The sequence below is a fragment of the Elusimicrobiota bacterium genome (genome assembly GCA_016706425.1).
GTDB lineage: Bacteria > Elusimicrobiota > Elusimicrobia > FEN-1173 > FEN-1173 > JADJJR01.
Genome location: JADJJR010000001.1, coordinates 434,429 through 460,636, shown reverse-complemented (window position 1 = coordinate 460,636; position 26,208 = coordinate 434,429). Strand labels below are relative to the sequence as shown.

The following is a 26,208-nucleotide window of genomic DNA, read 5'->3' as shown; positions in this document are numbered from 1 at the left end:
ATTCCATGACGCCATGACTCGAGAAAAATCAAGCGTGCCCTCCCGCCGGTGGTTCGCCCTGGCGGTGGCCGGGCTGATCGCCGCGAGCGCGGGGTTGATCACCCTGGGCGCGCGCTCGATCGTGTTCGAAGCCCGGCTTTTAAAAAAACAGGCCGAGGAACGCCTGGGGGCGACCGCCGACGCGACCACCGCGCGTTTGCGGACCGACCTGGAAGCCCTGCTGGACCCCGTCCGTCGCGCCGCCGAGTCCTGGCGGGGCGACCTCGTTTCGGTGCGGCGTTTGGCGGAGTCCGGTTTTTTCTATTTGTCGGCGGAGGGGCGCCCGGCGTGGCCGCGGCCCCCGCTCGCCGCCGAGCCCCCTCCGGACGAATGGGCGCCGGGGCCTTTCGAAGACGATCTGCGCGCCGCCGAAAAATGGGAGTTCACGCCGGGACGGCTGGGCGATGCGGTGACGCTCTACCAAACCCTCCTTTCCAAAAAACCGCCTCCCGCTGTGGAGATTCACGTTCTAAAAGCCGTCGCGGCCGCCCATCGGAAACTCCAGCGGCCCACCGAGGCCCTGGCGGTTTACGCCGACCTCGCCGACCGGTTCGGCGATCGGCCCGACCCCGCGGGATGGCCCCTGGGGGTGTTGGCCCGGGCCCGAATCGCCGACGTGTGGGAGGAAAGCGGCGACCGCGCCCGCGCGAGAACCCTGCGGGCCGCGTTGTGGGAGGACGTCCTCTACCAGCGTTGGCCGATGACCGCGGCGGCCCGGGAGAAGACCCTCGACGAACTTCAGGCCCGCCTGGACGGGGCCGACCGGCGCCGCGCGGAGCGGCGACGGGTGGAAGCCTGGCGCGCGGCCGCGGCGCGCTTTTGGAAAACCCACGGCGCCGAGGCGCCGGGGTGGCGTTCGCGGTGGGGTTCGGGCCGATTGTTCGCGTCCGCCGGGGGATGGGTGGCGGCCGCGCCGGCGGAGGACGGGGCCGTGTTCGGGAACGTGGACTTGGACACGACCGCCTGGGTGTCGGACCGCCTGAAAAACACGCCGGCGACCTGGGACGGGGGGGGCGAACGCCCCGCCGACGGGACCGGAGTGACCCGGACCCTGTGGACGGTCCACCCCCCGTTGACGCTCCGCTTTTCGGCGCCGGCCGGCGACGCCGGGGCGAGCCTCTTCCGCCAGCGGACGCGGGCCTTTGCCGGGATGATCGCCCTTTCCCTGGTCATCCTGGCGGCGGCCCTGGTTTTGGCCGCCCGGGCGCTGCGGCGCGAATCGGAGACGGCGGCGCTCAAGACCGACTTCGTGGCCAACGTTTCCCATGAATTGCGGACCCCCCTCAGCTCCATCGCCTACATCGGGGAACGGCTGGCGGCGGGGCGCGTTCGATCGGAGGACGAACGGCGGGAGTTGCACGACATGTTGCGGCTGGAAACCGATCGGTTGAAAGAATTGGTCGACCAGGCCCTCGACTTTTCCCGGTCGTTGACCGAGGGAAAAGGCTATGATTTTCAAACCCTGGATCTGGGGGATCTCGCGGCCGAGGCGCTTCGGCGTTTTGAGGGCCAAGCCCGGGCCCGGGACTTCGTCATCGCTTTCGCGCCGTCCCCGAACCCCGCGCCCGTGCGGGCCGATGGGCGGGCGGTGGTCCGCGCCGTGATGAACCTGCTGGACAACGCGCTCAAATATTCCGGCGAAACCCGCCGGGGGGAACTCGCGATCGTGGCCGACGGGCGGGAAGCGGGCGTGGCGGTGCGGGATTTCGGCGTCGGCATCGCGGACACCGATCGCGAGCGGATTTTTGAAAAGTTCGTCCGGCTGGAGCACCACATGAAGCGCACCCGGGACGGGGGCGTTGGGTTGGGCCTGGCCATGGTCAAAAACATCATGGACGCCCACGGCGGACGTGTCGGCCTCGACAGCGCGCCGGGCCGGGGGTCGGTGTTCACGTTGTGGTTTCCGCGGGAGGACACAAAGGCATGACGCGCGTTTTGGTGGTGGAGGACGACCCCCGGCTGGCCAAGTTGCTCGAAGGCGACTTGGAACTGGAGGGGTACAAAGTCGACGTGGCCCGGGACGGCTTGGAAGGGCTGGAAAAAGCCAAACGGGGAAAGCCGGACATCATCCTTCTCGACGTCATGCTGCCCAAGATGAACGGCTACGACGTCTGCCGAGCGATCCGCAAGGACGACGTGGACACCCCGATTCTCTTTTTGACGGCCAAGGGGCAGGAGAGCGAAAAGGTGGTGGGCTTCTCCCTGGGGGCCGACGATTACGTGGTCAAACCCTTCAGCGGCATGGAGTTGATGGCCCGGATCAAGGCCCTTTTGCGCCGCCGCCAACGGGAGGCCGAAAAAGTGACCGCCGTGGAGTTCGACGGGGTCCGGGTGGATTTCAAACGCATGGAAGCCGTGCGGGGCAAAAAAGACCTGGGGTTGACGCCGAAGGAATTTCAGATCCTAGAGCACCTCGTGCGCCACAAAGGCGAGGTGGTTTCGCGGCAAAAACTGCTCGAGGACGTTTGGGGGTACGACGCGTTGCCCAGCACGCGCACGGTGGACAACCAGGTCCTCACCCTGCGGCAAAAACTGGGCGGCAAGGACAAGGACGCCCACATCGTGACGGTGCACGGCGTGGGTTACAAATTCGTGGGTTTATGAAATTGCGCTCCTTCGTCGCCGTCGCCCTGCTCGCGGTCTTCGCGGGATCGGCGCGGGCCGCGGCCGACGACCCGGCGGCGCTGTACCGGGACGGCCTGTTGGCCGAAACCGTGGATCGCGATTTCGCGGCGGCGATCGATCTCTACGAACGGGCGGTCGCGGCCGCGTCGCCGCCCCACCCCAAAGCCCTTTTACGCCGCGCCCAATGCCTGGAGACCCTCGGGCGGACCGATGAAGCGCGCGCCGCCTACGACGCCGCTATCGCCCACGCCGAAATCAGCGACCCCGGCGTGGCGGAAACCGCGCGCTGGCGCCGGGACCGATTGACCGTCCCTTCCCCCACGCCGGCGGCGCTCCCCGCCGCGCTCCCTCGCCTGCGCGGTCCCCGGTGGGAAGTGCGCCTGGACGGCGGCTATTCCCTCCTTTACCCCGCGCGGCTTTACGGACGCAACGACGCCACCTACGCCTCGGCCGGGTTCTCCCCCCATCAAACGGCGTTGTGGGCGTCGGGGCATTATCGACTTTCGCCCCATTGGGCCGTGGGGATGGAAGCGGGGGAATTCCTCCCCCGTCCGGCGCGGGCGGTGCAGGCCGACGCCCTGATCGGCCCCGGGGACCTGGTGGCGCAACGGGTGGACGCCCGGGCGACCTATTTCGGCCCGACGGTTTTGGCGTCTTTTCGCCGACGACGATGGGTGGTGGCGGGGAGCGCCGGGTTCGGCCCCTGCGTCCAGCGGACGCGCATCGATCACCGCGTGCTGACCGGGGCGAACGCGGGCGAGCGCGGCGAAACCGGGTCCAGCAACACGGACGTCGCGGTGTCGCTGTCGGCGGCGTTGGAGCGGCGACTCACGCCCCGGTTTTGGATGGGCCTGGGGGCGCGCTCCCTCGCGGTGCTCCTGCGGGAATTCAACAACGGCCGATCGGCCACCGACCCGTTTTCCCGACGAAAAACAAGGCACCTTCTCTTTCCCTTCCTCCGCTTCGGTTACACCTTTTAACCTTCTTTTTCCCTATGCAATTTTTTGACAAATCCCGACAAAGGGTTTGCGCCCCCGTGACACCCCCGTCCCCCCCCGCGTGGTACATTGAAATGGAAGAACGAAAACAAAGGAGGCGGGTATGAAAAACACATGGAAACGCGGGTTGGCGGTCTTCATGGTGGGCGGCTTGGCGACCCTGGGGTTGGCCCCGTCCGCTCGGGCGGGACACAGGGATGTTCGCGGGGAGCATGTGGTCGTGGCCGTGGGGGTCGGGACGTTGTTGGCCTTGGCCGCCTTGAGCGGCGCGCACCATCACGACGCGCACTGCGGGCATGGCACGGTGATCCGCTACGAAGCGCCGCCCCCTCGGCATCATCACGGGCGGTGGTCCCATCGCCGCCACGGGGGGCGTCACGACGGCCGCGATGGCCGGGGGTCCAACGATTGGGACTCCCACCGCCGCTGGTCGGAGGATCGATCCGGCCGGCACTGGTAAAACCCCCGACGCCATCCGCGCGGCACCTCCCGCCGACGCAAACGCCCTTCCCCCGCCCGGGGGAAGGGCGTTTTTATTGAGGAGAAAGGAGCGCGGGCGGAAGAGGGGAAAAGTTTACGACTTCGCCAGGGCGGCGAGGGCGCGGGCGCCGATGTCGGTGCGGAAATGGGCGCCGTCGAACTTGATTTTGCCCACGGCCGCGTAGGTCGCTTGGCGGGCGGCCGTGAGGTCGGCGCCCCGGGCCGTCACCGTCAACACGCGGCCCCCCGCCGTCACCACGCGGCCCCGCGCGTCGCGGGCGGTTCCGGCGTGGAAGACCGTGACGTTATCGTTTTCCACGTCGTCGAGGCCGGAAATGACTTTGCCCTTCTCGAACTTGCCGGGGTAACCCCCCGAGGCGAGAACCACCGTGACGGCGGCGCCGGGATGGGCTTTAAATTTCTTGCCGGCCAAGTTCCCCTCGGCGGTGGCCAGGAAAAGAGGCAACCAGTCGCCCTTGCCCATGGGGAGGATCACCTGGGTTTCCGGATCGCCGAACCGCACGTTGAATTCCAGCACGCGGGGTCCGTCGGGGGTCAACATCAGGCCGAAATAGATGACGCCCCGGTAGTCCAAGGCCTCCGCGGCGATACCGGCGAGAAAACGGTCGAAAACTTCCTTTTCAATGGATCGCCAAAGGTCGGCGCCCACCTGGGGCACAGGACCGTAGGCGCCCATGCCCCCGGTGTTGGGACCCTGGTCGTTGTCGAAAACTCTTTTGTGGTCCTGGGTGGGCAACAGAGGCAGAAGGGTTTTTCCGTCGGTGAGGGCCATGACGCTAAGCTCTTCACCGGTGAGGAGCTCCTCGATCAGGATCCGCTCGCCCGCCGCCCCGTGGGCCCGATCGACCATCATGGACTCCACGGCGGCCAAGACCTCGGCGCGGTCCTGGGCCACCACCACGCCCTTGCCCGCCGCCAGGCCGTCGGCCTTCACCACGCGGAAAGTGTCTTTCCATTCCGCCGATCGAACGAAGGACAGGGCGTCGCCGGCGTTCACGAACACGCGGAAATCCGCGGTCGGCAAGCCGTGGGCGCGCATGAACTCCTTGGCGAGAATTTTGCTTCCCTCGAGGCGGGCGGCGGCGGCGTTGGGACCGAACACCAGGCGGCCCCCCGCGCGCAGGGCGTCGGCGAGGCCGTCCACCAAGGGCGCTTCGGGGCCGATGACCGTGAGGCCGATTTCTTTTTCGTTTAGAAAGCGGAGGATTTCCGCCGGCTTGTTCGGCGACAAGGGAAGGCAGGTCGCGGCGCCTTCGATGCCGGCGTTGCCCGGGGCGCAGTACACTTCGCTCACCGCGGCGCTTCGCCGCAGGGCCCACGCCAGCGCGTGCTCCCGCCCGCCCCCGCCCAACACCAGGACTTTCATCGGCAACGACCGCCGTCTTCGACGGGGATGGGGTAGCGCCGGTTGAAACAGGCCGTGCAATAGCTCGACGGGGATCCGCCCGCGGCCGCCAACATGCCTTCCAGACTCAGGTAACTCAAACTGTCGACGTTCAAGTACTCGCGAATACGCTTAACGGACATGCGCGTGGCGATGAGTTCCCGCGCCTCGGGGGTGTCGATGCCGTAAAAGCAAGGTCCCATGATCGGGGGCGAACTGATCCGCATGTGAATTTCCTTGGCGCCGGTTTTACGCAACATGCGGACGATTTTGCGGCTGGTGGTGCCCCGCACGATGGAATCGTCGATCAAGACGACGCGTTTGCCCTTGAGGGCTTCCGCCACGGCGGCGTATTTCATGCGCGCGCCGAAGTCGCGGATGGATTGTTTGGGCTCAATGAAGGTGCGTCCCTTGTAGTGGCTGCGGATGAGGCCCATCTCGATGGGAATGCCCGACTCCTCGGAAAACCCCAACGCCGCGCAGGTGGCGGAATCGGGGACGGCGACCACGATGTCGGCCCTCACCGGCGCCTCCTGGGCCAAACGGCGGCCCAGGGCCTTGCGCGCCTGGTAGACGCTGCGTCCGAAAATTTGGCTGTCCGGACGGGCGAAATAGACGAACTCGAACACGCAATGGGCCTTGGCGGGGCTCGGCAGTTGGCCGACGACCCGGGCGCCGTCCCCGTTCATGGCCAAAATCTCGCCGGGCCGCACTTCCCGGACGAATTGGGCGCCGATGATGTCGAACGCGCAGGTTTCCGAGGCGATCACGTGGGACCCGTTCAGCCGGCCCAGATGCAGGGGCCGCACCCCCCAGGGGTCGCGGACGGCGTACAGGGTCGTGGGTGTTTGGATCACCAGGGAGTAGGCGCCCGTGACCTGCTGCAGGGCGTCCTTGAGCGCCGCCGCCAGGTTGCGGGCCGGGGATTTGGCCACCAAATGGAGAATGACTTCCGTGTCCGACGAGGTTTGAAAAATGGACCCCAGCCCTTCCAACCGCTTGCGCAGCGCCCCGGCGTTGGTGAGGTTGCCGTTGTGGCCGATGGCGATGGGGCCCCGGGCCGTCGCGACCACGATGGGTTGCGCGTTGGCCACCGAGGAGGCTCCCGCCGTGGCGTAGCGCACGTGGCCCACGGCCATCCGCCCTTTGAGGCGATCCAGGACGTCTTGCTTGAAAACGTCCGACACGAGCCCCATGGCCACGTGGGCGAAGAATTTTTTTCCGTCGGAACTGACGATCCCGGCCGACTCCTGGCCCCGGTGTTGGAGTTGCTGCAAACCCAAGTAGGCCAAGCGGGAAGCTTCGGCGTGGTTGTAAATGCCGAAAACACCGCACTCCTCGTGCAAAACATCGAGCGGGCTTTTCTGATGGATCAAGGACACATTACCCCCGGGCCGCGCGACGGACGGCGTTTTTGAAAATCTGAAGGCCCACGCCGTCTTTCGGTCGGGGCTTGAGGCGCGTCCATTGGGCGTGCTGAAAGGGGAAAGCGTTCCGCTCCGGGTGGGGCATGAGCCCCAGGATGTTCCCGTCGACGCTGGTGATGCCCGCGACGTCGCCCACCGACCCGTTCGGGTTGCCGGGGTAAGGGGCGCGGCGGCCCCGGGCATCGACATAACGGAAAGCGATCTGGCCGTTTTTTTCCAGGGCTTTCATCCCGGCGGGCGTCGAGGTCATGAACTTGCCTTCCCCGTGGGCCACGGGCAAAGGAAACACGTCGGGCAGGCCCTGGGTCCAGAAACTTTTCCGGGCGGTGGTTTTCAAATAAATCCAACGGCACTCGAAGCGGCCGGAATCGTTGTCGGACAGGGTGACGCTGGGGTTGCCCAGGGCCTCGGGCGCCAACGGGTCGGGCAATAAGCCGGCCTTGACCAACACCTGGAACCCGTTGCACACCCCGAGCACGGGGCGGCCCAGCCGGAGAAAGTCCTCCAACTGTTCGCGCAGCCGAAACACCAGGCGGTTGGCCAGGACCTTGCCGGAGGCGATGTCGTCCCCGAATGAGAAACCGCCGGGGAACATGAGGAGCCCGTACTCCTTGAGCCGCGCTTCGCCCCGGAGGAAGGCGTTGACGTGCACCCGCTCGGGGGCGGCGCCCGCCGCCTCCAACGCCCAGGCCGACTCCACGTCGCAATTGCTCCCGGGGGACCGCAGCACCAGCGCCTTGACGCTCACGCCGGACCTCCGCTCCGCCAGGCTTTTTCCAGGGCCGGAAGCGGCCACGCCGCCGTTTTCCCGTCCAGCCCCACGACGCGCAGATCCGCCGCCCCGCTCACTTGGCCGATGGCCGCCAGGGGGGCCCCTTTCATCGCGCTCAAAAACGCGCGCCGGGCGCGGGGGGCCACTTCCACCAGGAAACGCCCGTTGGACTCGGAGAAAAAGGCTTTGTCGGTGCGGCCCTCGGCGCGCAGGTCGGCGGCCATCGGCAGTTTTCGCAAATCCACCCGGGCGCCCCGGCCGCCGCCGAAACACATTTCGGCCAGGGCCACGCCGAGACCGCCCTCGGAGCAATCGTGACAGGACGCCACCCAACCCGCCTGAATCGCGGCGGACAATTTTTCGTAGACGGGCCAGGTGGCCTCCGGTTCGAGGCGCGGCACGGCGCCGCCCTTCGTGCCCAAATGGATCCCGTAGCGCGACCCCCCCATTTCGTCCCGGGTTTCGCCCACGGCGTAGATCCAGTTCCCCGGGGTTTTGAAATCCATGGTGACGGTTTGGGCCACGTCGTCCACCAAGGACAGAGCGGAGATCAACAGCGTCGTGGGAATGGCGCGCCGGTGGCCCTCGACTTCAAACTCGTTGAACAAGCTGTCCTTCCCGGAGATGAAGGGCGTTCCGTAGACCTTCGCGATGTCGTGGCAGGCCTGGGCGGTGCGCACGAGTTCGCCGAGGATTTCGGGCCGCCAGGGGTTGCCGCCGCAGAAGTTGTCCAGAATCGCGATGCGGTCGGGCCGCGCGCCCACCGCGATCAGGTTGCGGACCGCCTCGTCGATGGCGGCCGCGGCCATCCAGTAGGCGTCCCACCGGCTGTAATGGGGGTTGAGCCCGGCCGCGAGCGCCACGCCGCGGCGTTCCCGGGGGTGCAATTGCAAAACGGCCGCGTCCGACGGGCCGACCCCGGTGGGGCCCACAAAAGGTTTCACCACGGTCCGGCCCTGGACTTCGTGGTCGTACTGGCGGACCACCCATTCCTTGGAGGCGACGGTGGGCTGGGCCAGCACCGCGAGCAGGGCCTTGGGGACCGGCGCGCCCTTGGGGAACGCCACCGCCGGGGGCGGCGACCAGCGGGACTCCATGGACCGTTTGGGCACCCCGTCGTGGAGGAACGCCATGTCCATGTCGACCAAGGTGTCCTTTCCGTGCATCACTTTCAAGCGGCCGTCGGAAGAGAACGTCCCGATTTCGGCGCAGTCCACGTCTTCGTCCGCGAACAGTCTCAACAGGGGCGCCAGGTTCCCCGGCGGCACGGCCATCACCATGCGCTCCTGGGACTCGGACAACCAAATCTCCCAGGGGACGATGCCGGCGTATTTGAGCGGCACTTTTTCCAAATTCACGAGGGCCCCGGTTTTTTCGCCCATCTCGCCCACGGCCGAGGACAGCCCGCCGGCGCCGCAGTCCGTGATGCCGCGGTAGAGGCCCTTGTCCCGGGCCACCAGGAGGACGTCCATCATTTTTTTCTGAACGATGGGGTTCCCGATCTGAACCACGCTCGAGGGGATGCCCGTGGTGAGGGTGTCCGAAGAAAAGGTCGCCCCGTGGATGCCGTCCCGGCCCACGCGGCCGCCGGCCATGACGATTTTGTCTCCCGGCTTCACGCTTTTTTCGATGGTGGATTTGGGCATGAGCCCCAGGGTGCCGCAAAACACGAGGGGGTTTTCGGCGAAGTCGGCGTCGAAGACCACGGCGCCGCTGACGGTGGGGATGCCCATGCGGTTGCCGTAGTCGCGCACGCCGGAGACCACGCCGTTGACGATGCGCCGGGTGGACAGGCCGGACCCGGTTTTTTTCTCGGCCTGTTCGTCCAGGGGGCCGAAACAGAACACATCCGAATTGGCGATGGGTTTGGCCCCCAACCCGGCGCCCAAAATATCCCGGATCACCCCGCCGAGCCCCGTGCCCGCGCCGCCGTAGGGTTCCAGGGCCGAGGGGTGGTTGTGGGTTTCCACTTTAAACGCCAGGGCGTCTTCGCCCCCGTCCGTGGAGGCGTCCACGATGCCCGCGTTGTCTTTGAACACCGACAGGCACCAGGGTTTGTTCAAGTCCTCGGTGACTTTCACGATGGTGTCTTTGAGAAGGTCTTTGTAGTTCCGCCCGCGTTCGACCCCGTTTTCGTCTTTTTCAATATGGCGAACGGCGGCCCGGAAGGTTTTGTGCTTGCAGTGCTCGGACCAGGTCTGGGCCAGAGTTTCGAGTTCCGGGTCGGAGGGCGGCCGGCCCTGGGTTTTGAAGTGGGCCTGGATCGCCGTCATTTCTTCGGCGTTCAACGAGAGGCCGCGCGCTTTGCTCAACGCGACCAGGGCTTCGGGGGACAGGGACAGGAAATCGGCGCTCACAGGATCTCCACGGTCTGCACGAGGGGGTTCATCAAATGGTCCTCACAAAAACGGCGCAGGGCGGCGGGGGCCGCGGCGCCGAAGAAATCGAACACCTGGCCGGACCGCACGCCTTCGAGATTCGTGAGGCCGGCGTCCCGGGCGGCCAACCGCACCGTGTCGGCCACGGGATCGGACACGCCTTGTTTCAGCCAGATCTCCGCCAACCGGCCCCCTTGCGGACGTCGCACGTGGTCGGCGGGGAACACCGACGCCTCCTGGGTCACCGGGTCGGCCAACACCTTGTCCGCCAGGAACCGGGCGTCTTTTTCCGAAAGGCCGCCCGCCAATTCGTAGGCCTGCCCCGCGCGCACGCGGGTCACGCCGGCGAGACCCGCCAGCCGCCCTTCCCGCCGGACGTGCTCCCCCCGGTGGTCGACGACCGCGGGTTTCAAGTGGACCAACACACGCCAGTTCATGGGGTCTCCAAAATCAAACGAACCGCTCGCCCGTCAATTTCTCGTAGGCGGCGACGTATTTTTCCCGGGTTTTGGCCACGACGTCCGCCGGCAGGGCCGGAACGGGCGGGCGGCGGTCCCATTGAATCCGATTCAAATAATCACGCACGAATTGCTTGTCAAAACCGTCCTGGGGACGGCCGGGCGCGTAGGGGATCTTGTCCCAAAAGCGGGAGGAATCGGGGGTCAACGCTTCATCGATCCAGACAATTTTACCATCCCGAAGGCCGAATTCAAACTTCGTGTCGGCCAGCAGAAACCCCCGCTCTTCGGCGTGGCGGGCGGCGGCGGCGTAGATCGCGAGGCTGACGGCCCGGAGGCGTTCCGACAGGTCCGCCCCCACCAGCGCGACCATGCGCTCGTAGGAAATGTTTTCATCGTGCTCCCCGTCGGGGGCCTTGGTGGCGGGCGTAAAAATGGGTTCGGGCAGGCGTGCCGATTCCCCCAGCCCCGCCGGCAGAGAGACACCGCAGACACTCCGGGAGGCTTGGTACTCCTTCCAGCCGGAACCCGCCAGATAACCGCGCACAACGCATTCCACGTCCACCCGCCGGGTTTTCTTGACCAACACGACGCGCCCGTCCAGGCCCGCGCAGGCCCGGGCGACCTCGGGCGGGAAATCGGCGACGCGGGTGGCGATCAGGTGGTGCGGGCAGACGGCCGCGAGCTTGGCGAACCAAAAATTGGACATCTGGCAAAGAATCCGGCCCTTGTCGGGCACCGGCGTGGGCAGGACGAAGTCGTAGGCCGAAATGCGGTCCGTGGCCACGATCAACAGACGGTCCCCCAGGTCGTAGACGTCCCGAACCTTGCCTCGGGTCCACAGCTTAAACGGCAAAAGGTCGGTCGTGGTCATGGGCGTCGCGGGGCGAATCCTATTCCCACTCGATGGTGGCGGGGGGTTTGGAGGAGATGTCGTACACGACGCGGTTGATGCCGCGCACTTCGTTGATGATCCGGGTGGACATTTTGGCCAACACCTCGTCCGGGAGCCGCGCCCAATCGGCGGTCATGGCGTCCACCGAGTTCACGGCCCGCACGGCAATGGCGTTCTCGTAGGTTCGTTCGTCGCCCATGACCCCGACGCTGTTGACGGGCAAAAGGACCGCGAAGGCCTGCCAGAGTTTGTGGTACAGGCCCGCCTCGCGGATTTCTTGTTCCACGATCAGGTCCGCCTCGCGGGTCTTGCGCAGCTTGTCCTCGGTGATGTCGCCCAGGACCCGCACCGCCAGGCCCGGTCCCGGGAAAGGCTGGCGGAACAATATTTCGTCGGGCAAACCGAGCTCTTTGCCCAGGGCGCGCACCTCGTCCTTGAAGAGGAATCGCAGGGGCTCGACCAGTTTCATCTTCATTTTATCCGGCAGGCCGCCCACGTTGTGGTGGGTCTTGATGACGGCCGAGGGGCCCTTCACCGAAACGCTTTCGATCACATCGGGATACAACGTGCCCTGGGCCAGGAATTTGACGCCCTTGAACTTTTTGGAGAATTCCTGGAACACCTCGATGAACGCGTGACCGATAATCTTCCGTTTGCGTTCGGGGTCGGTGACGCCTTTGAGTTTGCGCAAGAAACGTTGCCGGGCGTCGACGATGTGGGTCACGTACCCCTGGGCCTTTCCGAAAACCTTGCGGACGCGCTCCTCCTCCCCCGCGCGGAGCAGGCCGTTGTTGACGAAAACGCAGACCAGTTGCTTGCCGAGGGCGTTGTGCAACAGGGCCGCCGCCACGGAGGAGTCGACCCCGCCGGAGAGCGCCAACAGGACCTTCTCCTTGCCCACCTGGTCGCGCACGATCCGGGTCTGTTCTTCGGCGAAGGAAGCCATGGTCCAGTTCGGCTTTTCCCCGCAAATTTCAAACAAAAAGTTCGCCAACAGCTCCTTGCCCCGGGGCGTGTGGTGCACCTCGGGGTGAAACTGGACGGCGTAAAAGTTGCGCGCGGTGTTGGCGATGGCCGCGTAGGGCGCGTTGGTCGTCTTGGCCACGATTTCAAAACCTTTGGGCAACGCCTCGGCGTGGTCGCCGTGGCTCATCCAGACGGGGATCTGGGCGCCCAAACCCGTAAAGAGGGGGTTGTCGGCGGACACACGAATGTCCGCGGGCCCGTATTCGCGCCGGGGGGCCTTGCTGACCCGGCCGCCGAAGTGGGTCACCATGACTTGTAGGCCGTAACAGATGCCCAAAACCGGCACGCTCAGGTCGAACAGCGCGGGGTCGGGTTTGGGCGCGCCCTTGGCGTACACGCTCGACGGTCCCCCCGAGAGGATCACCCCCGCCGGGTTGGCGGCGCGGATTTTGTCGATGGGGTGGTTGTAGGGGTGGATTTCGCAAAACACGTTCGCCTCGCGCACCCGGCGGGCGATGAGTTGCGTGTATTGGGATCCGAAGTCGAGGATGAGGATCATGGGGCTGTCGTCTCCTGTTTCTTTTTTTCCGCCGCCTTGAATCGGTTGAAGGAGTCCTTGGGGGATCGAGCGCGTCCGAAAACCACCTCTTTTTCCAGTGTTTCCCAATCCCAGGGATACCCTGGCCCTTTGACCAGCAAGATGTTTTTCTTGAGCGTTTTCCCGTTTTTCCCCATGTAGTAGCGGCGTTCCAAAATCGTCTCGTTCACAGCCCCCGCCCGGCAAAAAACAAATCGCAAGCGTTCTCCCCGATCGTAATAAGCGTTCACGGTCACCACCGAATCCTGCCCCCCGAGTGATTCAATGTACAGCCGGGCACGGCCTTCCGAATCGGCATAGAGGGTTGCGTCTTCGAACTCGCTGATGGGGACCGTCTTCGATTCGATTGTTTTTTCAACCCGAAGGGATTCCACTTCCTTATAAACGGCGCGGATTTCAGCAATTTCAGAGGGCGACGATTTCGGAATGGGCCCCCCGATCACCAACACCCCGCCAAGAACCAGCGGAACCCCCAAGACACAGCCTTTGCGCGTAGGGACGCGGCGCATCACGACTGTTCCCGAACGGTTTGGGGCGCGGCCTTCAAATACAACGGGAGAGCGCCTTCCTGCCGACCGTCCACGGCCAGGTCGATGGAGTAGCGTCCAAACTTTTCGAGTCGAAGCTGCTGCAAATTGAGGATCAAGTTCGCCACCGCCGACTCGTCCCCCGGCGCCACCCCGATGCGGATTTCGGTTTCAAAGGGGGGCAGAGCGTGCTTGCCGTCGGCGTCCACCACGGCGATCTTGACCCGGTGGGGCCCCGCCTCAATGCGCTGGAAGCGCAACCGGAGCGCCACGGCGCAGGAGGGATGAACCGCCGGCGCGTTCGGCGCCACGATGGCGTCGAACGCGCCCAGCAAATTCAACTTCCCCCCCGCCTCCGTGGCGGCGTCGCAAAGGGCGAACAGCTCGAGGTTCATGGGCGCCCGCCGGCGGCGGTGTTAAACGATTCCCTTGGCCGGAGCGGTGTAAACGGCCTTGCCGAAACCCAAGATGGGCAGGAACACGAAGGGCAACAGGACCATGCCCACCGCGAAACCCAACCCTTGGCCGAAGGCCTTGGAAAGCTTGAAGTAAAGCAGGAACATGAAGACGATGTTGACGATCGGGATCAAGAAGAACACCAAATACCAGCCCGGCCAACTCACGATTTCACAGAGGACATAGAGGTTGTAGAACGGGATCAGCGACGCCCAACCCGGCCGACCGGCTTTGACGAAAATCCGCCAGCTGGCCACCAACAACAGGACCAGGATGCCCAACCACACCAACAACCCGAACACGCCATTTCCCGATTGCATTATTGAGGTCTCCTTTGTTTGAACGGGGCTATTTCTTGCCCATACCGACGCGCTGCGCCTGCTGGAACAGCTTGCCTTCGTGCTTGATTTCCGGCGCGATGATGATTTCCGTCAGTTGAAATTCTTTGATGTTTGTGGCGCCCACGGCCCCCATGCAGGTGCGGATGGCGCCGACGATGTTTTGGGTGCCGTCGTCGAGGGAGGCCGGCCCGTGCAGGATTTGCTTCAAGGTGCCCACGGTGCCCACCCGCACGCGCGTGCCGCGCGGCAGGTTGTGGTGCGGGGTGGCCATGCCCCAGTGGTACCCCAGGCCCGGGGCCTCTTCGGCCCGGGCGAACACCGAGCCGACCATGACCGCGTCGGCGCCGGAGGCGAAAGCCTTGCAGACGTCGCCGCCGGTGCTCATGCCCCCGTCGGTGATGATCGAGACGTAGCGGCCGGTTTTCTTGAAATAAAAATCCCGAGCGGCGGCGCAGTCCACCGTGGCCGTCACCTGGGGGACGCCCAAACCGAGCACGCCGCGGCTGGTGCAAGCGGCGCCGGGGCCGACGCCGACCAACAGGGCCGCGGCGCCTGTTTCCATGAGTTCCAGGGCGGCCGAATAGGTGACCACGTTGCCGATGATCACGGGGATCTTGAGCTTTTCGCAAAGCTTCGACAAGTCCACCACGGGGCCTTTGGCGGATTTGAAGCGCGCCGTCGTCACCGTGCCCTGCACGATGAACAGGTCGGCCCCGGCGTCGGCGGCGATTTTGCCCACGCGCTCGGCGTTTTGCGGGATGGAGGACACCGCGCAGAGGACGCCTTTGGTCTTGATTTCTTTGACCCGCTGGGCCACGAGTTTTTCTTTCACCGGCTCTTTGGAATAAATCTCTTGAACCAGCTTGGTGGCGACTTCCGGTGTGGCTTCGGCGATTTTTTTGAAAAGGGGCTTGGTCTTTTCGTAGCGGGTTTGGATGCCGTCCAGGTTCAACACCGCCAGCCCGCCCATTTGCCCCATGGCGATGGCGAATTCGACGTCAACGACGCCGTCCATGGCGCTCGCCAAAATCGGGATCTGCAGTTTCACGGGCCCCAACCGCGTGGACACGTCGGCGTCCTCGGGGTTCACCGTCACGGTGCCCGGCACCAAGGCCACTTCGTCAAAACCGTAGGCCCGGCGGGCCTCCCTGTCACGACCAATAAAGAACGCCATGCGATGGTTCCTCCTGGGAAAGGTAAATTTTTAAATGACTTTCGGGGCGGTGATGGTCTTTTGACCCTGGTACTTGCCCTGGCGGTCGGCGTAGGACGTCGCGCAGACTTCGTCGGACTCCAAAAACAACACTTGCGCGATGCCCTCGTTCGCGTAGACCCGCGCCGGCAGGGGCGCGGTGTTCGAAATTTCCAGCGTCACGTGCCCTTCCCACTCCGGTTCGAAGGGGGTGATGTTCACCACCAAGCCCATCCGCGCGTAGGTGCTTTTTCCGAAGGTGACCGTCACCACGCTGCGCGGGATGCGGAAACGCTCCACCGACCGCGCCACGACGATGCCGTGGGGCGGGATCTCCACGAACGTCTCGGTGCGGATTTCCTGGAACGGCGCGCGCGACGCGTCCTTCGGGTCCAGGACCGCCCCCGGGACGGCGGAATAAAGCCGGAACTCGCCCGCCACGCGGAAGTCGTAGCCGTAACTCGACAACCCGTAGGAGATCACACCCGGCCGTTTTTCCCCCTCGGCGAAGGGATCGATCATCCCGTGGTCCAGCGCCATGCGCCGGATCCACGTGTCGTTTTTAACCGGCACGCGCTTTTACGAGCACTCCGAGTGCCCGCAGTCGAAGCAGGTCACGCCGGTGCAGCCGCTCTGCTGGGCCACGTTGGAGGAGAAGCAATCCGGGCAATAGAGCGCGGCGGAACGGTTCCACAATTCCAAGCCGCCCTTCGCCTCCTCGCCGGCCGGCGCCGCGGGGGGCGTCTCCATCTGGCCGTGCTTTTGCAAGTGGGTTCGCAACGCGATGGCGATGGCGTGCGGGATCGAGTCCACCCGTTGGGCGCCGAAGCCGAAGGGGCGGTCGCCCTTGACGGAGTTGAGGTGTTTCAGGATCCGCTTCGGATCCCCGCCGGCCTCGAGGTACTTGGAGATCATGATCCCCACCACCGAGGTCAAACCCGAGATGTCCGTCCCCAGGGGCGAAAGGCTCGTGAAGAGGCGGTAGGGGCCCGTTTCGTCGTAGTCGATGTGGATGTGCAGCCCGCCGTGGCCCGTGCGGATCTCGTAGTACTCGGAGGACATGCCCCGGGCCGTGTCGCGGGCCTTGGGTTTCGGCGCGGCGGCGCCGCCCGTTCCCAGGTTCAGCACCTGCTGGCTCTTGGAGCCGTCCCGGTAGATCGTGGTGCCTTTGCAGCCGGCCTTGTAGGCCTGCCAGTAGGCGGCCTTCACGTCCTCGCGGGTGGCGGAGTTGGGCATGTTGATCGTCTTGGAGACGGCGTTGTCGGTGTGGGTCTGGAACGCCGCCTGGATCTGCACGTGGAAGGGGACCGCCACGTCGTGGCTCGAGGCGAAGAGTTTCTGGAATTTTTCCGGAATCTCTTTGACGCCGCGGGCCGATTTGTGGTTGCCTTCGACTTTTTTCCAGAGCTCGTTCTCCGCCATGCCGAAGTAATTGTTCCGGCGGGCGACTTCGCGGAAGAGCGGGTTGACTTCGTGGAAGACGTCGGCTTCGTTGGGCTTCTCGCCTTTTTTGAGGGCGTCCAGCGCCCTCGCGTTGTAGCGCGTGTAGGCGATGGCGAAGAAGGGCTCGATGCCCGCGCCCTGCAGGCCGGCGGCCAGCCCGATGGTGCCGGTGGGGGCGATGGTCGTGCGGGCGCAATGGCGCGGCAGGCGGGCCTCGCCGCGGAAGTGCGGGCTCTCCGGATCGAAGATGGAGCCTTTCCAGTTGGGGAAGGCGCCGCGTTCCTCGGCCAGGGCCTCGGAAGCCTCCAGGGCTTTCTCGTTGATGAACCCCATGACCTTGGTGGAAAGCGCCAGGCATTCCTCGGAGTCGTAGGCCACGCCCATTTTAACGAGGGCTTCGGCCCACCCCATGACGCCCAACCCGATGCGGCGGTTGCCCTTGGACAGCTCTTCGATTTGGGCCAGGGGGTAGTTGTTGACTTCGATGACGTTGTCGAGGAACCGCACGCACAGGGCCACGGTTTCGGCCAACCGGTCCCAGTTCATTTGCCCCAGGGTGACCTCCCCCTCCACGAAATTGGAGAGGTTGATGGACCCCAGGTTGCAGGGCTCGTTGGGGAGAAGCGGTTGTTCGCCGCAGGGGTTCGTGCTTTCGATCTGCCCCAGTTGCGGCGTGGGGTTCGAGGCGGAGTTGTTGATCCGGTCGATGAAGATGATGCCGGGGTCGCCGGTGCGCCAGGCGCCGTCGACCATTTTTTCGAAGACGTCGCGGGCGTTGAGCCGCTTGCCGGTGGGCTGGAGGGTGCGGGGGTTGAGCAGGTCGTACTCCTCGCCCTTTTCCACCGCGTTCATGAATTTTTCGTCCACGGTGACGGACACGTTGAAGTTTTCCATGACGCCGGGCTTGTCCTTCATGGTGATGAAGTCTTCGATCTCCGGGTGCCAATAGGGGAGGATCCCCATGTTGGCGCCGCGGCGGGCGCCGCCCTGCTTGACGACGTCGGTCATCTTGTCGAAGATCTGCATGAAGCTGATGGCGCCGGAAGCCGTGCCTTTGGTGGACTTGACGTTGTCCCCGGAGGGGCGCAGCCGCTGAAAGGAGAACCCGGTGCCGCCGCCGGACTTGTGGATGAGCGCCTGGGCTTTGACGGCGTCGGCGATGCCCTCCATGCTGTCCGGCACGGGCAGCACGTAGCAAGCCGACAACTGCTGGAGGTCGCGGCCGGCGTTCATGAGGGTGGGGGAATTGGGCAGGAAGTCGAACCGCGCCATCATGGCGTAGAACTTGTCCCGCCAGGCCTCGGCCAGATCGCGGGCCTCGGGGATCTCCGCGGCGGCCTTGCGCAGGTTGTCCAGATAGACGAAAAAGTTTTTGTCCCGCTCATCGGACGTGGCCAGGCCGTGGTGGAGAAGCGTCATGCGGCTTTTTTGGCCCTTGCGGGTGTGGGCCTCGACGGTCTTGCGCTTGACGCCGTCCCAGAGGTGCCAGCCGTCCGCCTCGGGGGCGTGGAGGAGTTCGCCCAGGGCGATGTTGGCGGCGACCCGTTCCAACCACACCTCGGGCGAAGGGTCGGTGCGAAGATATTTGTCGGTGATGACTTTGCGCTGGTTTTCCGACAGGCGCAGGGCCGGGCGGGCGCGCGATTTTTCCGACGGGCGAGCAGGGGCGTCAACGGGGTTCATGGGCGTTCCTCCATCCTTCTTCAAGACGATTCGTTAGACCGTCGCCGGCTGGGCGGCGTCCGGCAAAAGGGCATCCCCCGACGCGGGTGATTTCAACATCGGGTCTTTCGGGACGGCGAGGCGGGCCGCGCCGAGCGTCACGCGTCGGCGGTGGGCCTGCTTCAGCCGCTTGATTTCCGTCAGGAAGGAGTCGATGTCGCCGAAGGAGCGGTAGACGGAAGCAAATCGCACATAGGCCACGGTGTCGATGTCGTAGAGCCGCTTGAGGATGCGTTCCCCGATTTCCGCGGTGGGCACTTCCAGCACGTAGTCTTGCAGGCTGTATTCCACTTCCGAGACCAGCTTCTCGATGACGGCGGGGGACACGGGCCTCTTGCGGCAGGCGCGGACGATGCCTTCGCGCATCTTGTCGCGGCTGAAGGGCTCCCGGCGGTTGTCGCGCTTGATGACCATCAACGGGGTCGATTCGACCCGCTCGTAGGTGGTGAAGCGCTTGCTGCAGTGCAGGCACAGACGGCGCCGACGGATCACCGAGGCCGACTCCAACGGTCGGCTGTCGATGACGCGGTCTTCCGGATGATCACACGCGGGGCATCTCATGGACTTTCCCTACAACAGGTGGGGTCTCCCTCCCAGGATTCTACCACATATTGATTCTTCGCCCCACGCGGCGGGCGGCCACGGGTTGTGGCGGCGCGTATCTTACACCACCATCCCTAGTGAGTGTCAAGCGCGTTTTTTACCGACGATCCGCGGGCCGCCGCTCGGCGGAAAAGCGCGTTTTTGTAAATTTTTTCCGCCCCCCAAAAATTTACTTGCGCCGTGGCGCGGCATTTAATTCCCGACGGGAAAACGGCCCCGCGCGGCGCGCGTGTCCCGTCCGGCGCGCCCGCGGTCTAGGCCAATCCGGCCGAAAGTGCTAAATTCCTTTTCGCGATACCCATGCCGACCGCCCGAACATTCGCCGTCCTTTGCGGGATTCTCCTGTCCCTCGCCTCGCCCCGACCGAACCGGGCGGCGGAAACCGTCACCATCAAAGGGTCCGACACCCTGGTCATCCTCAATCAGCGCTGGGCGGAACGGTACATGGCCACCCACGGAAAAGCCATCGTTCAGGTGACGGGGGGTGGATCGGGCACCGGGATCGCCTCCCTGCTTGCGGGATCGACGGACATCTGCGCTTCCTCCCGCCCCATGAAAGAAAAGGAGCGGGTCGCCCTCAAGGCCAAGACCGGGCGCGACCCCGTGGAAATCGCCGTCGCCAAGGACGGCATCGCGGTCTATCTCAACAGCGCCAACCCCCTTTCCGCGCTCACCACCGAGCAGGTGGCCCTGGTGTACCGCGGCAAGATCACCAATTGGAAAGACCTGGGCGGGCCGGACCAAAAAATCATCCTTTATTCCAGGGAAAACAATTCGGGGACCTACGAATTCTTCAAAGAACACGTGTTGAAGAAAAAGGATTTCACCCCCTTCGCCCAGTGCCTGCCCGGAACGGCCTCGGTGGCCAACGCCGTCGCCCGGGACAAGCGTGGCATCGGCTTCGGCGGCGCCGCCTACGCCAAGGGCATCAAGTTCGCCGCGCTCCAGGCGGATCCCGCCCGGCCGGCCATCCTCCCCGATGAAAAACACATTTTGGACGGTACCTACCCGGTCAGTCGCGACCTGTATTACTACTTGCGCGGGGACCCCGCAGGCCCCATCAAGGATTTCATCGATTTCGCCTTGAGCCCCGAAGGCCAGGCCATCGTGGCCAAGGTGGGGTTTTATCCCATCGCGGGGAAAAAGAAATGATTCAGAAAAAACTCTCGGAGCGGATCATCGAGGGATTGATCCACGCCAGCGCCGCCATCGCCATCGTGGGTTTGGTCCTCATCTTCGTCTTTATCGGGAAAGAAGCCGTGCCCCTTTTCACCTCGCCGGAGGCCCGCGCGGAGGCGGGCCTGTCTAAGTTGTTCCTGGCGCAGGTCCCGGAACCTGGCGAGCCCGCCGGGCACATGTGGCAACCGGTGTCGGAAATTCCCAAATATTCCTTTTGGCCCCTCATCATCGGGACTCTCAAAGTCACCTTTGTGGCGTTGGCCTTCGCCTTCCCCCTGGCCCTGGGGGCGGCGGTCTTCACCTCGGAGTTCGCGCCCCCCTGGCTCAAGGAAATCGTGAAACCCGTCATCGAACTCCTGGCGGGCATTCCCTCGGTGGTGCTCGGGTTTTTCGCCCTGCTCGTGATGGCCACCGCCGTTCAGGACCTGTTCGGTTTGGACTACCGCCTCAACACCATCAACGCCGGCATCGCCCTCGGCCTGGCGGTCATCCCGATCGTGTTCACCGTCGCCGAGGACGCCCTGACGGCCGTTCCCCAAAGCTACCGGCAGGGCTCGGTGGCCCTGGGCGCCACCCCCTGGCAAACGGCCCGCCGGGTGGTGTTCCCCGCCGCCTTTCCCGGCATCTTCGCCGCGGGCATTCTGGGCTTCGGCCGCGCCATCGGGGAGACGATGATCGTCCTCATGGCCTCGGGCAACCAGGCCATCCCGAGTTGGCATCTGGGGTACGGGTTCCGCAGCCTCTCGGCCACCATCGCCTCGGAACTGGGCGAAGTCGTATCGGGCAGCCCCCATTACCACGTGCTTTTCTTCATTGGGGTTTTGCTCTTTGTCTTCACTTTTTTAATCAATCTCGCCGGCCAAATGTGGGTCGGTCGGTTCCGTAAAAAGCTCACGGGGGAACAATGAAACGCCGCTGGATCGACCTCACCAGCGTTTTTTTCAAGGCCTTAACGGGTTTGGCCTGCCTGATCTTGACCCTCGCGGTGGTCCTGATCCTGGGGAACGTCGTGATCCACGGCGTCGGCCACATCAATTGGGATTTCCTTTCGACGGCGCCGCGGTCCGGCATGACGGAAGGCGGCATTTTCCCCGCTATTTTCGGCACGGCTTTTCTGGTGATCCTCATGACCATCGCCGTGGTGCCCCTGGGCGTGTCGACGGCCATCTATCTGCAGGAATACGCGCCCAAAAAATCCCGCTGGGTGCCCCTGGTGCGGATGGCCATTCAAAACCTCGCCGGCGTGCCGGCGATCGTTTTCGGCCTGTTCGGGCTCGGCTTCTTCATCAATTTCGTCGGTCGGGGTCTCGACAAATTCTTCTTTGACAACAAGCTCTACTTCGGCCAACCCGCCATTCTTTGGGCGGCGTTGACCTTGGCGCTCCTCACTTTACCGACGGTCGTGGTCGCCACCGAGGAGGCCCTGCGGGTGGTGCCGCGAAGCCACCGGGAAGTGGCCTATTCCCTGGGCGCCACCCGTTGGCAGATGGTGCGGTTCGTCCTGCTGCCCCAGGCGGTGGGCGGCATCTTGACGGGAACGATCCTGGCCATCAGCCGCGGCGCCGGCGAGGTGGCGCCGATCCTTTTCACCGGGGCGGCCTACTTCCTCCCGTACCTGCCCACGCGGCTCAACCACCAATTCATGGAGCTGGGCTATCACGTCTACGTCATGGCCACCCAATCACCGGACGTGGACGCCACCCTGCCCATCCTCTACGCCACGGTGCTCGTGCTGCTGCTGTTGACCTTCGGCCTCAATTTCACCGCCATCATCATCCGCTCGCGCATCCGCCGGAGGATCCAACGATGAGCCGCCTGGGCGCCGCCGAAAAAATCCGGGTGCGGAACCTCACCGTCCGGGCGGGGGGCAAAACCCTCTTGAACGACGTGTCGTTGGACGTGTCTCAAAACGAGATCCTCGCCATCATCGGCCCGGCCGGCGGCGGCAAAACCACGCTGTTGCGGTGCCTCAACCGGCTCACCGACCTGGAGGACAACCTGGAGGTGCGGGGCGAAATTCTTTTGGACGACCGTGACCTTTTGGACCCCAAAACCGACGTGGCGTCGCTGCGACGGCGGATCAGCATGATGTTCGCCGTGCCAACGCCCTTGCCCATGTCCATTGAAGACAATTTGCGCCTGGGCCTTCGCTTTCAGGGGGCCCAAACGCCCCGGGGCCGCGTGGAGGAAAGCCTGCGCGCCGCCTTCCTTTGGGATGAGGTCAAAGACCGGCTGGGCGCGTCGGCCTTGGAACTGTCGGGAGGCCAACAACAACGTCTTTGCCTCGCGCGCAGCCTCATGCTCGCGCCGGACATCCTGCTTCTGGACGAACCCTGCTCGGGCCTGGACCCCATCTCCACCGCCAAGATCGAAGAGGCCTTGAAAGGTCTCAAGGAAAAAATGTCCATCGTGCTGGTGACCAACAACGTCAAACAGGCGTCGCGCACCTCGGACCGGACGGCTTTTTTACTGATGGGCCAACTGATCGAAGAAGGCGAAACCGGGCAAATTTTCACCAGCCCCAAAGAACAAAGGACGGCCGACTATGTCTCCGGACGTTTTGGTTAAAACCCCCGAGAAAACCCCGGACCGTCCCGCGGCGGCCCAGAACGCGCCCACCGAGACCCCGGTGTTGGAGACGCGGGATTTAAACTTTTTTTACGGCAACTTCCAGGCCCTCCAAAACATTCACATCGCGATTCCGGACCGGGCGATCACGGCCTTCATCGGTCCGTCGGGTTGCGGCAAATCGACCCTTTTGCGAACGCTGAACCGTCTGAACGATTTAATCAACGGCGCGCGCGTCGAGGGCGAAGTCCTTCTGCGCGGCAAGAACATTTACGCGCCCAAGGCCGACCTCATCGGCCTGCGCAAACGCGTGGGTATGGTGTTCCAGCGGCCCAACCCCTTCCCCATCAGCGTTTTCGAAAACGTGGCCTACGGGCCCCGGGTCCACCACGCCGTGCAGGGCGCGGGGCTGCGGGAACTGGTGGAGAAATGCCTGAGGTCCACGGGGTTGTGGGACGAGGTGAAGGACCGCCTCGACGCCCCGGCCCTCGCGCTTTCCCCCGAGCAACAGCAACGGTTGTGCATTTCCCGTTTGTTGGCGGTGGAGCCCGAAGTCCTTCTCATGGACGAGCCCTGCTCCGCCCTCGACCCGTTGGCGACCCAGCGCATCGAGGAGATGATCATCGACCTCAAACAACGCTACGCCATCGTGATCGTGACGCACAACATGCAACAGGCCGCGCGCGTTTCCTCGCGCACGGCCTATTTCCTCCTGGGCGACCTGGTGGAATACGGCCCGACGGGGCAGATCTTCACCAGCCCCCAGGACCCGCGCACCGAACAATACATCACCGGCCGTTTTGGATAAAAAGGAGAACCCCGTGGAACGCCATTTCGACGAAGAACTCAACCGCCTCAAGGAGCTCCTGCTCCGCATGGGCGCCACCGCCGAGGACATGATCCAGAAGGCCGTTCGCGCCCTGCGCGAACGGAACGAAAAGCTCACCCAGGAGGTGTTTACCCTGGAGGAGCAGGTCAACCACATGCACGTGGAGGTCGACGACCGCTGCCTGAAGCTCATCGCCCTGCACCAACCCATGGCGGCGGACCTGCGCCTCATCACCGCGGCCATGAAAATCAATTCGGATTTGGAGCGGATCGCCGACCAGGCCGTGAACGCCTCACAGACCTGTTATTACCACCTCTTCAAGGAAACACCCGTGCCCCAGGTGAGCCTGGTCTTCCGCATGGCGGAGATCTCCCAAAAAATGCTGCGCGAGGCCCTGGACGCTTTCTCCCGGGGCGACGTAAATCTGGCCCAGGGCGTCTTCCCCCAGGACGAGGAAGAGGACAAACTCAAGGCCGAGGCGATCACCAGCCTGATCGATTTGATCAAGAAAGACCCGACCCATTCCACCCAATTCGTGGACTTGATCCTGCTGGCCAAGAACATGGAACGCATCGGCGACCACGCCACCAACATCGCCGAGGACGTCATCTTTATGGTCCAGGGCAAAGACATCCGCCACCGCTTCGCCGATCCCAAATAAAAAAGGGGCGCGGGCCCACGGCCCGCGCCCCTTTTGTTTATTGCCTCACTTGCTGTCGAAGGCGTACCCCAGGCCCCGGGCCTGTTCCCGGACGGCGTCGAGGATCGCTCGGTCGAGGGTGTCTTTGGCGTCCGCGGGTTTCTCGGCCAGGAATTTTTCCCGTTTCTTACCCAGCGCGTCCAATTCCGATTGAATCTTTTCTCGTTCGGCCTGTTTGGCCTTCAACGCGCCCTCCAGTTCCTTCGCGTCCTTTCCGCGCATTTCGGCCGGCAGGTCTTTGGCCTCGAGCTCGACGGCTTTCATTCGACCGCTGACCACGGCGCTCACGGCGTCTTCCGCCGCCAGGGACTCGCTGTACTGCCGTTTGGATTTGAAAAGCGAACGCTCCACGGAAGCCCCGGCCGGCGCGGCCTTGAGGGCCGCGGCGTCGGCCCGGCTTTGCCGCGCGGCCGTTTCTTCCGCCCGGGCGCCGAAATAGACGAAGGTGTCGTTGAACAACCGACCCAGTCGTTCGATCTCGTCGTCGTAGGGACTGCGCCGCACCACGATGTCCCGGTCCTGGTTGATGGTCAGGAACGCCCCCCGCCCGCGGTCGGCCCCGTCCCGCCAGCCGGTTTCAAGGCCCTCGCGTCGGTCGCCGCAGAAGATCGTGTTGACGACCACGCCCCTGTCCACGGCCTTTTGGACGGCGTCGCGGAAGTTCACATCCCCCTGGGTGAAGGGTTCGTTGCCGGCGATGAAGAGGGTTTTGTAGGTCGACGCGCGGCCGTCCCATTGAAGGTTTTTGACGGCGTCCTTGATCACCGCCCCGCAATACTCTTCGCCCCCGTTGGTCCGCAGGCCGAACAACATCTCGGACACCCGGTCCAGGTCGCGGGTGAAGGGCAAGACCTGCCGCAGGTATTTTTCCCCCGCCGAGAGGCCGGAATTGCCGTATTCGTAAAGCGCGACTTCGATGCGGGGCGCGTGCCCCCGGCAACGGGAGCCGGCCAGGTCGTTCACGATGCGCCAGAGCTGGGATTTGGCCTGGTCGATCAACCCGTCCATGCTGTTGGACGTGTCGAGCAAAAGAGCCAATTGCACCAGGGGCCGATCGGGCCGGGGATCGACGGGATGAGCCCCGGCCGACACGACAAAGAAAGACAGAATCACCGCTGAGATCCGTTTCATAGACGCCTCCGGGGGAAGTGTCCCCTTGTTGGTACGACACCGAAGGCGCGGTTTGGTTCCGGGGACTAAACTTTTGTGTCCGTTAAAGCGTCAGATAAATGCCAGTGAGGAGCGTGTCATGAGAGCGTGGCCAAGGTGGGCGGTTGTTTTGTTGGGGCTGGGGACGATGTCGCTTAGCGCCGCCAACCCTCCAAAAACACCGGTGTCCAACCGAACGAGGACCGAAGCCGAGGTTCGGCAAGAGACCCGAACCCAGGAAAGGGAGGAGGCGCGAACGCAAAAACGCCAAAAAGAGGGCGTTTTCGGCGATGAGTTGATGACAAAACAAGAAAGAGCGCAGTACCGCAAACAGTTGAAGGAATGCAAAACCGAAGAGGAGCGGGCGCGGTTGCGCATGGAACACCGCCTCCGCATGCAGGAGAGAGCGAGACTTCAGGGAATCGAACTGGCCGATTGACCCGAAGGGCACCCCAGGC

General features: G+C 64.4%; 26 protein-coding genes. 11 read left to right on the top strand and 15 right to left on the bottom strand.

Annotated features, from left to right (window positions below):
- Positions 1–13 precede the first annotated feature (13 nt).
- The 4 genes from IPI56_01975 to IPI56_01960 all read left to right on the top strand — a co-directional run bounded on the left by IPI56_01975 (position 14) and on the right by IPI56_01960 (position 4,122).
- Entirely contained in the window at positions 14–1,966 is a 1,953-nt protein-coding gene (locus tag IPI56_01975) for a HAMP domain-containing histidine kinase (protein ID MBK7544511.1), read from the top strand.
- Entirely contained in the window at positions 1,963–2,643 is a 681-nt protein-coding gene (locus IPI56_01970) for a response regulator transcription factor (GenBank protein ID MBK7544510.1), read from the top strand. Before IPI56_01975 ends, IPI56_01970 begins: the two co-directional genes overlap by 4 nt.
- On the top strand, positions 2,640–3,644 hold the full coding sequence (locus IPI56_01965; GenBank protein ID MBK7544509.1) for a tetratricopeptide repeat protein: 1,005 nt from the start codon (positions 2,640–2,642) through the stop codon (positions 3,642–3,644). The genes IPI56_01970 and IPI56_01965 overlap by 4 nt, the downstream gene beginning before the upstream one ends.
- Positions 3,645–3,765: 121 nt before the next feature.
- Entirely contained in the window at positions 3,766–4,122 is a 357-nt protein-coding gene (locus IPI56_01960; protein ID MBK7544508.1) for a hypothetical protein, read from the top strand.
- A gap of 114 nt (positions 4,123–4,236) precedes the next feature.
- Here the strand turns inward: IPI56_01960 and purD are convergent, their stop codons facing one another.
- Genes purD through nrdR form a run of 14 tightly spaced genes read right to left on the bottom strand, consistent with a single transcriptional unit; the run spans position 4,237 to position 19,283 of the window.
- On the bottom strand, positions 4,237–5,529 hold the full coding sequence (purD, locus tag IPI56_01955) for a phosphoribosylamine--glycine ligase (GenBank protein MBK7544507.1): 1,293 nt from the start codon (positions 5,527–5,529) through the stop codon (positions 4,237–4,239).
- Positions 5,526–6,920, bottom strand: a complete 1,395-nt coding sequence (locus tag IPI56_01950; protein MBK7544506.1) for an amidophosphoribosyltransferase — start codon at positions 6,918–6,920, stop codon at positions 5,526–5,528. The genes purD and IPI56_01950 overlap by 4 nt, the downstream gene beginning before the upstream one ends.
- A gap of 10 nt (positions 6,921–6,930) precedes the next feature.
- Entirely contained in the window at positions 6,931–7,722 is a 792-nt protein-coding gene (purQ, locus tag IPI56_01945) for a phosphoribosylformylglycinamidine synthase I (protein MBK7544505.1), read from the bottom strand.
- Positions 7,719–10,103, bottom strand: a complete 2,385-nt coding sequence (gene purL / locus IPI56_01940) for a phosphoribosylformylglycinamidine synthase subunit PurL (GenBank protein ID MBK7544504.1) — start codon at positions 10,101–10,103, stop codon at positions 7,719–7,721. Before purL ends, purQ begins: the two co-directional genes overlap by 4 nt.
- The gene (locus IPI56_01935; GenBank protein ID MBK7544503.1) at positions 10,100–10,561 is read right to left on the bottom strand and encodes a phosphoribosylformylglycinamidine synthase subunit PurS; all 462 of its coding nucleotides are present in this window, start codon (positions 10,559–10,561) and stop codon (positions 10,100–10,102) included. The genes purL and IPI56_01935 overlap by 4 nt, the downstream gene beginning before the upstream one ends.
- A 13-nt stretch (positions 10,562–10,574) precedes the next feature.
- Positions 10,575–11,456, bottom strand: coding sequence for a phosphoribosylaminoimidazolesuccinocarboxamide synthase (locus tag IPI56_01930; GenBank protein ID MBK7544502.1), 882 nt, complete (start codon positions 11,454–11,456; stop codon positions 10,575–10,577).
- Positions 11,457–11,475: 19 nt separating this feature from the next.
- Positions 11,476–13,002, bottom strand: a complete 1,527-nt coding sequence (gene guaA / locus IPI56_01925) for a glutamine-hydrolyzing GMP synthase (protein MBK7544501.1) — start codon at positions 13,000–13,002, stop codon at positions 11,476–11,478.
- Entirely contained in the window at positions 12,999–13,550 is a 552-nt protein-coding gene (locus IPI56_01920; protein ID MBK7544500.1) for a hypothetical protein, read from the bottom strand. The genes guaA and IPI56_01920 overlap by 4 nt, the downstream gene beginning before the upstream one ends.
- Complete coding sequence (locus tag IPI56_01915) at positions 13,550–13,963, bottom strand: hypothetical protein (protein MBK7544499.1); 414 nt, start codon at positions 13,961–13,963, stop codon at positions 13,550–13,552. The genes IPI56_01920 and IPI56_01915 overlap by 1 nt, the downstream gene beginning before the upstream one ends.
- Positions 13,964–13,984: 21 nt before the next feature.
- Positions 13,985–14,344 (bottom strand): signal peptidase I, encoded by a 360-nt coding sequence (locus IPI56_01910; GenBank protein MBK7544498.1) that lies wholly within the window; start codon positions 14,342–14,344, stop codon positions 13,985–13,987.
- Between the two features lie 28 nt (positions 14,345–14,372).
- Positions 14,373–15,539 (bottom strand): GuaB3 family IMP dehydrogenase-related protein, encoded by a 1,167-nt coding sequence (locus tag IPI56_01905; protein ID MBK7544497.1) that lies wholly within the window; start codon positions 15,537–15,539, stop codon positions 14,373–14,375.
- 30 nt (positions 15,540–15,569) lie between these two features.
- Positions 15,570–16,130: a dCTP deaminase gene (locus IPI56_01900; GenBank protein ID MBK7544496.1), complete on the bottom strand. Its 561-nt coding sequence runs from the start codon at positions 16,128–16,130 to the stop codon at positions 15,570–15,572.
- 6 nt (positions 16,131–16,136) lie between these two features.
- Positions 16,137–18,683, bottom strand: a complete 2,547-nt coding sequence (locus IPI56_01895; GenBank protein MBK7544495.1) for an adenosylcobalamin-dependent ribonucleoside-diphosphate reductase — start codon at positions 18,681–18,683, stop codon at positions 16,137–16,139.
- Between the two features lie 33 nt (positions 18,684–18,716).
- Positions 18,717–19,283 (bottom strand): transcriptional repressor NrdR, encoded by a 567-nt coding sequence (gene nrdR, locus IPI56_01890; GenBank protein MBK7544494.1) that lies wholly within the window; start codon positions 19,281–19,283, stop codon positions 18,717–18,719.
- Between the two features lie 342 nt (positions 19,284–19,625).
- Between nrdR and IPI56_01885 the strand changes: the two genes are divergently transcribed.
- The 6 genes from IPI56_01885 to phoU are packed head-to-tail and all read left to right on the top strand — an operon-like array spanning position 19,626 to position 24,562.
- Positions 19,626–20,477: a phosphate ABC transporter substrate-binding protein gene (locus IPI56_01885; protein MBK7544493.1), complete on the top strand. Its 852-nt coding sequence runs from the start codon at positions 19,626–19,628 to the stop codon at positions 20,475–20,477.
- Positions 20,474–21,412, top strand: coding sequence for a phosphate ABC transporter permease subunit PstC (gene pstC, locus IPI56_01880; protein ID MBK7544492.1), 939 nt, complete (start codon positions 20,474–20,476; stop codon positions 21,410–21,412). The genes IPI56_01885 and pstC overlap by 4 nt, the downstream gene beginning before the upstream one ends.
- A complete protein-coding gene (gene pstA / locus IPI56_01875) occupies positions 21,409–22,314 on the top strand; it encodes a phosphate ABC transporter permease PstA (protein ID MBK7544491.1) in 906 nt (301 codons plus the stop codon). Before pstC ends, pstA begins: the two co-directional genes overlap by 4 nt.
- Positions 22,311–23,072, top strand: coding sequence for a phosphate ABC transporter ATP-binding protein (locus IPI56_01870; protein ID MBK7544490.1), 762 nt, complete (start codon positions 22,311–22,313; stop codon positions 23,070–23,072). The genes pstA and IPI56_01870 overlap by 4 nt, the downstream gene beginning before the upstream one ends.
- Complete coding sequence (gene pstB, locus IPI56_01865; protein ID MBK7544489.1) at positions 23,050–23,880, top strand: phosphate ABC transporter ATP-binding protein; 831 nt, start codon at positions 23,050–23,052, stop codon at positions 23,878–23,880. Before IPI56_01870 ends, pstB begins: the two co-directional genes overlap by 23 nt.
- A 13-nt stretch (positions 23,881–23,893) precedes the next feature.
- The gene (phoU, locus tag IPI56_01860; GenBank protein MBK7544488.1) at positions 23,894–24,562 is read left to right on the top strand and encodes a phosphate signaling complex protein PhoU; all 669 of its coding nucleotides are present in this window, start codon (positions 23,894–23,896) and stop codon (positions 24,560–24,562) included.
- 45 nt (positions 24,563–24,607) lie between these two features.
- Here the strand turns inward: phoU and IPI56_01855 are convergent, their stop codons facing one another.
- Entirely contained in the window at positions 24,608–25,732 is a 1,125-nt protein-coding gene (locus tag IPI56_01855; GenBank protein MBK7544487.1) for a VWA domain-containing protein, read from the bottom strand.
- A gap of 118 nt (positions 25,733–25,850) precedes the next feature.
- Between IPI56_01855 and IPI56_01850 the strand changes: the two genes are divergently transcribed.
- A complete protein-coding gene (locus IPI56_01850) occupies positions 25,851–26,189 on the top strand; it encodes a hypothetical protein (GenBank protein ID MBK7544486.1) in 339 nt (112 codons plus the stop codon).
- The last annotated feature ends 19 nt before the right edge of the window (positions 26,190–26,208 follow it).

Excerpts from the sequence above, each read along its gene's own strand:
- IPI56_01975 (MBK7544511.1), top strand. The coding sequence starts at position 14 with ATGACTCGAGAAAAATCAAGCGTGCCCTCCCGCCGGTGGTTCGCCCTG.
- IPI56_01970 (MBK7544510.1), top strand. The coding sequence starts at position 1,963 with ATGACGCGCGTTTTGGTGGTGGAGGACGACCCCCGGCTGGCCAAGTTG.
- IPI56_01965 (MBK7544509.1), top strand. The coding sequence starts at position 2,640 with ATGAAATTGCGCTCCTTCGTCGCCGTCGCCCTGCTCGCGGTCTTCGCG.
- IPI56_01960 (MBK7544508.1), top strand. The coding sequence starts at position 3,766 with ATGAAAAACACATGGAAACGCGGGTTGGCGGTCTTCATGGTGGGCGGC.
- purD (MBK7544507.1), bottom strand. The coding sequence starts at position 5,529 with ATGAAAGTCCTGGTGTTGGGCGGGGGCGGGCGGGAGCACGCGCTGGCG.
- IPI56_01935 (MBK7544503.1), bottom strand. The coding sequence starts at position 10,561 with ATGAACTGGCGTGTGTTGGTCCACTTGAAACCCGCGGTCGTCGACCAC.
- IPI56_01930 (MBK7544502.1), bottom strand. The coding sequence starts at position 11,456 with ATGACCACGACCGACCTTTTGCCGTTTAAGCTGTGGACCCGAGGCAAG.
- guaA (MBK7544501.1), bottom strand. The coding sequence starts at position 13,002 with ATGATCCTCATCCTCGACTTCGGATCCCAATACACGCAACTCATCGCC.
- IPI56_01920 (MBK7544500.1), bottom strand. The coding sequence starts at position 13,550 with ATGCGCCGCGTCCCTACGCGCAAAGGCTGTGTCTTGGGGGTTCCGCTG.
- IPI56_01915 (MBK7544499.1), bottom strand. The coding sequence starts at position 13,963 with ATGAACCTCGAGCTGTTCGCCCTTTGCGACGCCGCCACGGAGGCGGGG.
- IPI56_01910 (MBK7544498.1), bottom strand. The coding sequence starts at position 14,344 with ATGCAATCGGGAAATGGCGTGTTCGGGTTGTTGGTGTGGTTGGGCATC.
- IPI56_01905 (MBK7544497.1), bottom strand. The coding sequence starts at position 15,539 with ATGGCGTTCTTTATTGGTCGTGACAGGGAGGCCCGCCGGGCCTACGGT.
- IPI56_01895 (MBK7544495.1), bottom strand. The coding sequence starts at position 18,683 with ATGAACCCCGTTGACGCCCCTGCTCGCCCGTCGGAAAAATCGCGCGCC.
- nrdR (MBK7544494.1), bottom strand. The coding sequence starts at position 19,283 with ATGAGATGCCCCGCGTGTGATCATCCGGAAGACCGCGTCATCGACAGC.
- IPI56_01885 (MBK7544493.1), top strand. The coding sequence starts at position 19,626 with ATGCCGACCGCCCGAACATTCGCCGTCCTTTGCGGGATTCTCCTGTCC.
- pstC (MBK7544492.1), top strand. The coding sequence starts at position 20,474 with ATGATTCAGAAAAAACTCTCGGAGCGGATCATCGAGGGATTGATCCAC.
- pstA (MBK7544491.1), top strand. The coding sequence starts at position 21,409 with ATGAAACGCCGCTGGATCGACCTCACCAGCGTTTTTTTCAAGGCCTTA.
- IPI56_01870 (MBK7544490.1), top strand. The coding sequence starts at position 22,311 with ATGAGCCGCCTGGGCGCCGCCGAAAAAATCCGGGTGCGGAACCTCACC.
- pstB (MBK7544489.1), top strand. The coding sequence starts at position 23,050 with ATGTCTCCGGACGTTTTGGTTAAAACCCCCGAGAAAACCCCGGACCGT.
- IPI56_01855 (MBK7544487.1), bottom strand. The coding sequence starts at position 25,732 with ATGAAACGGATCTCAGCGGTGATTCTGTCTTTCTTTGTCGTGTCGGCC.
- IPI56_01850 (MBK7544486.1), top strand. The coding sequence starts at position 25,851 with ATGAGAGCGTGGCCAAGGTGGGCGGTTGTTTTGTTGGGGCTGGGGACG.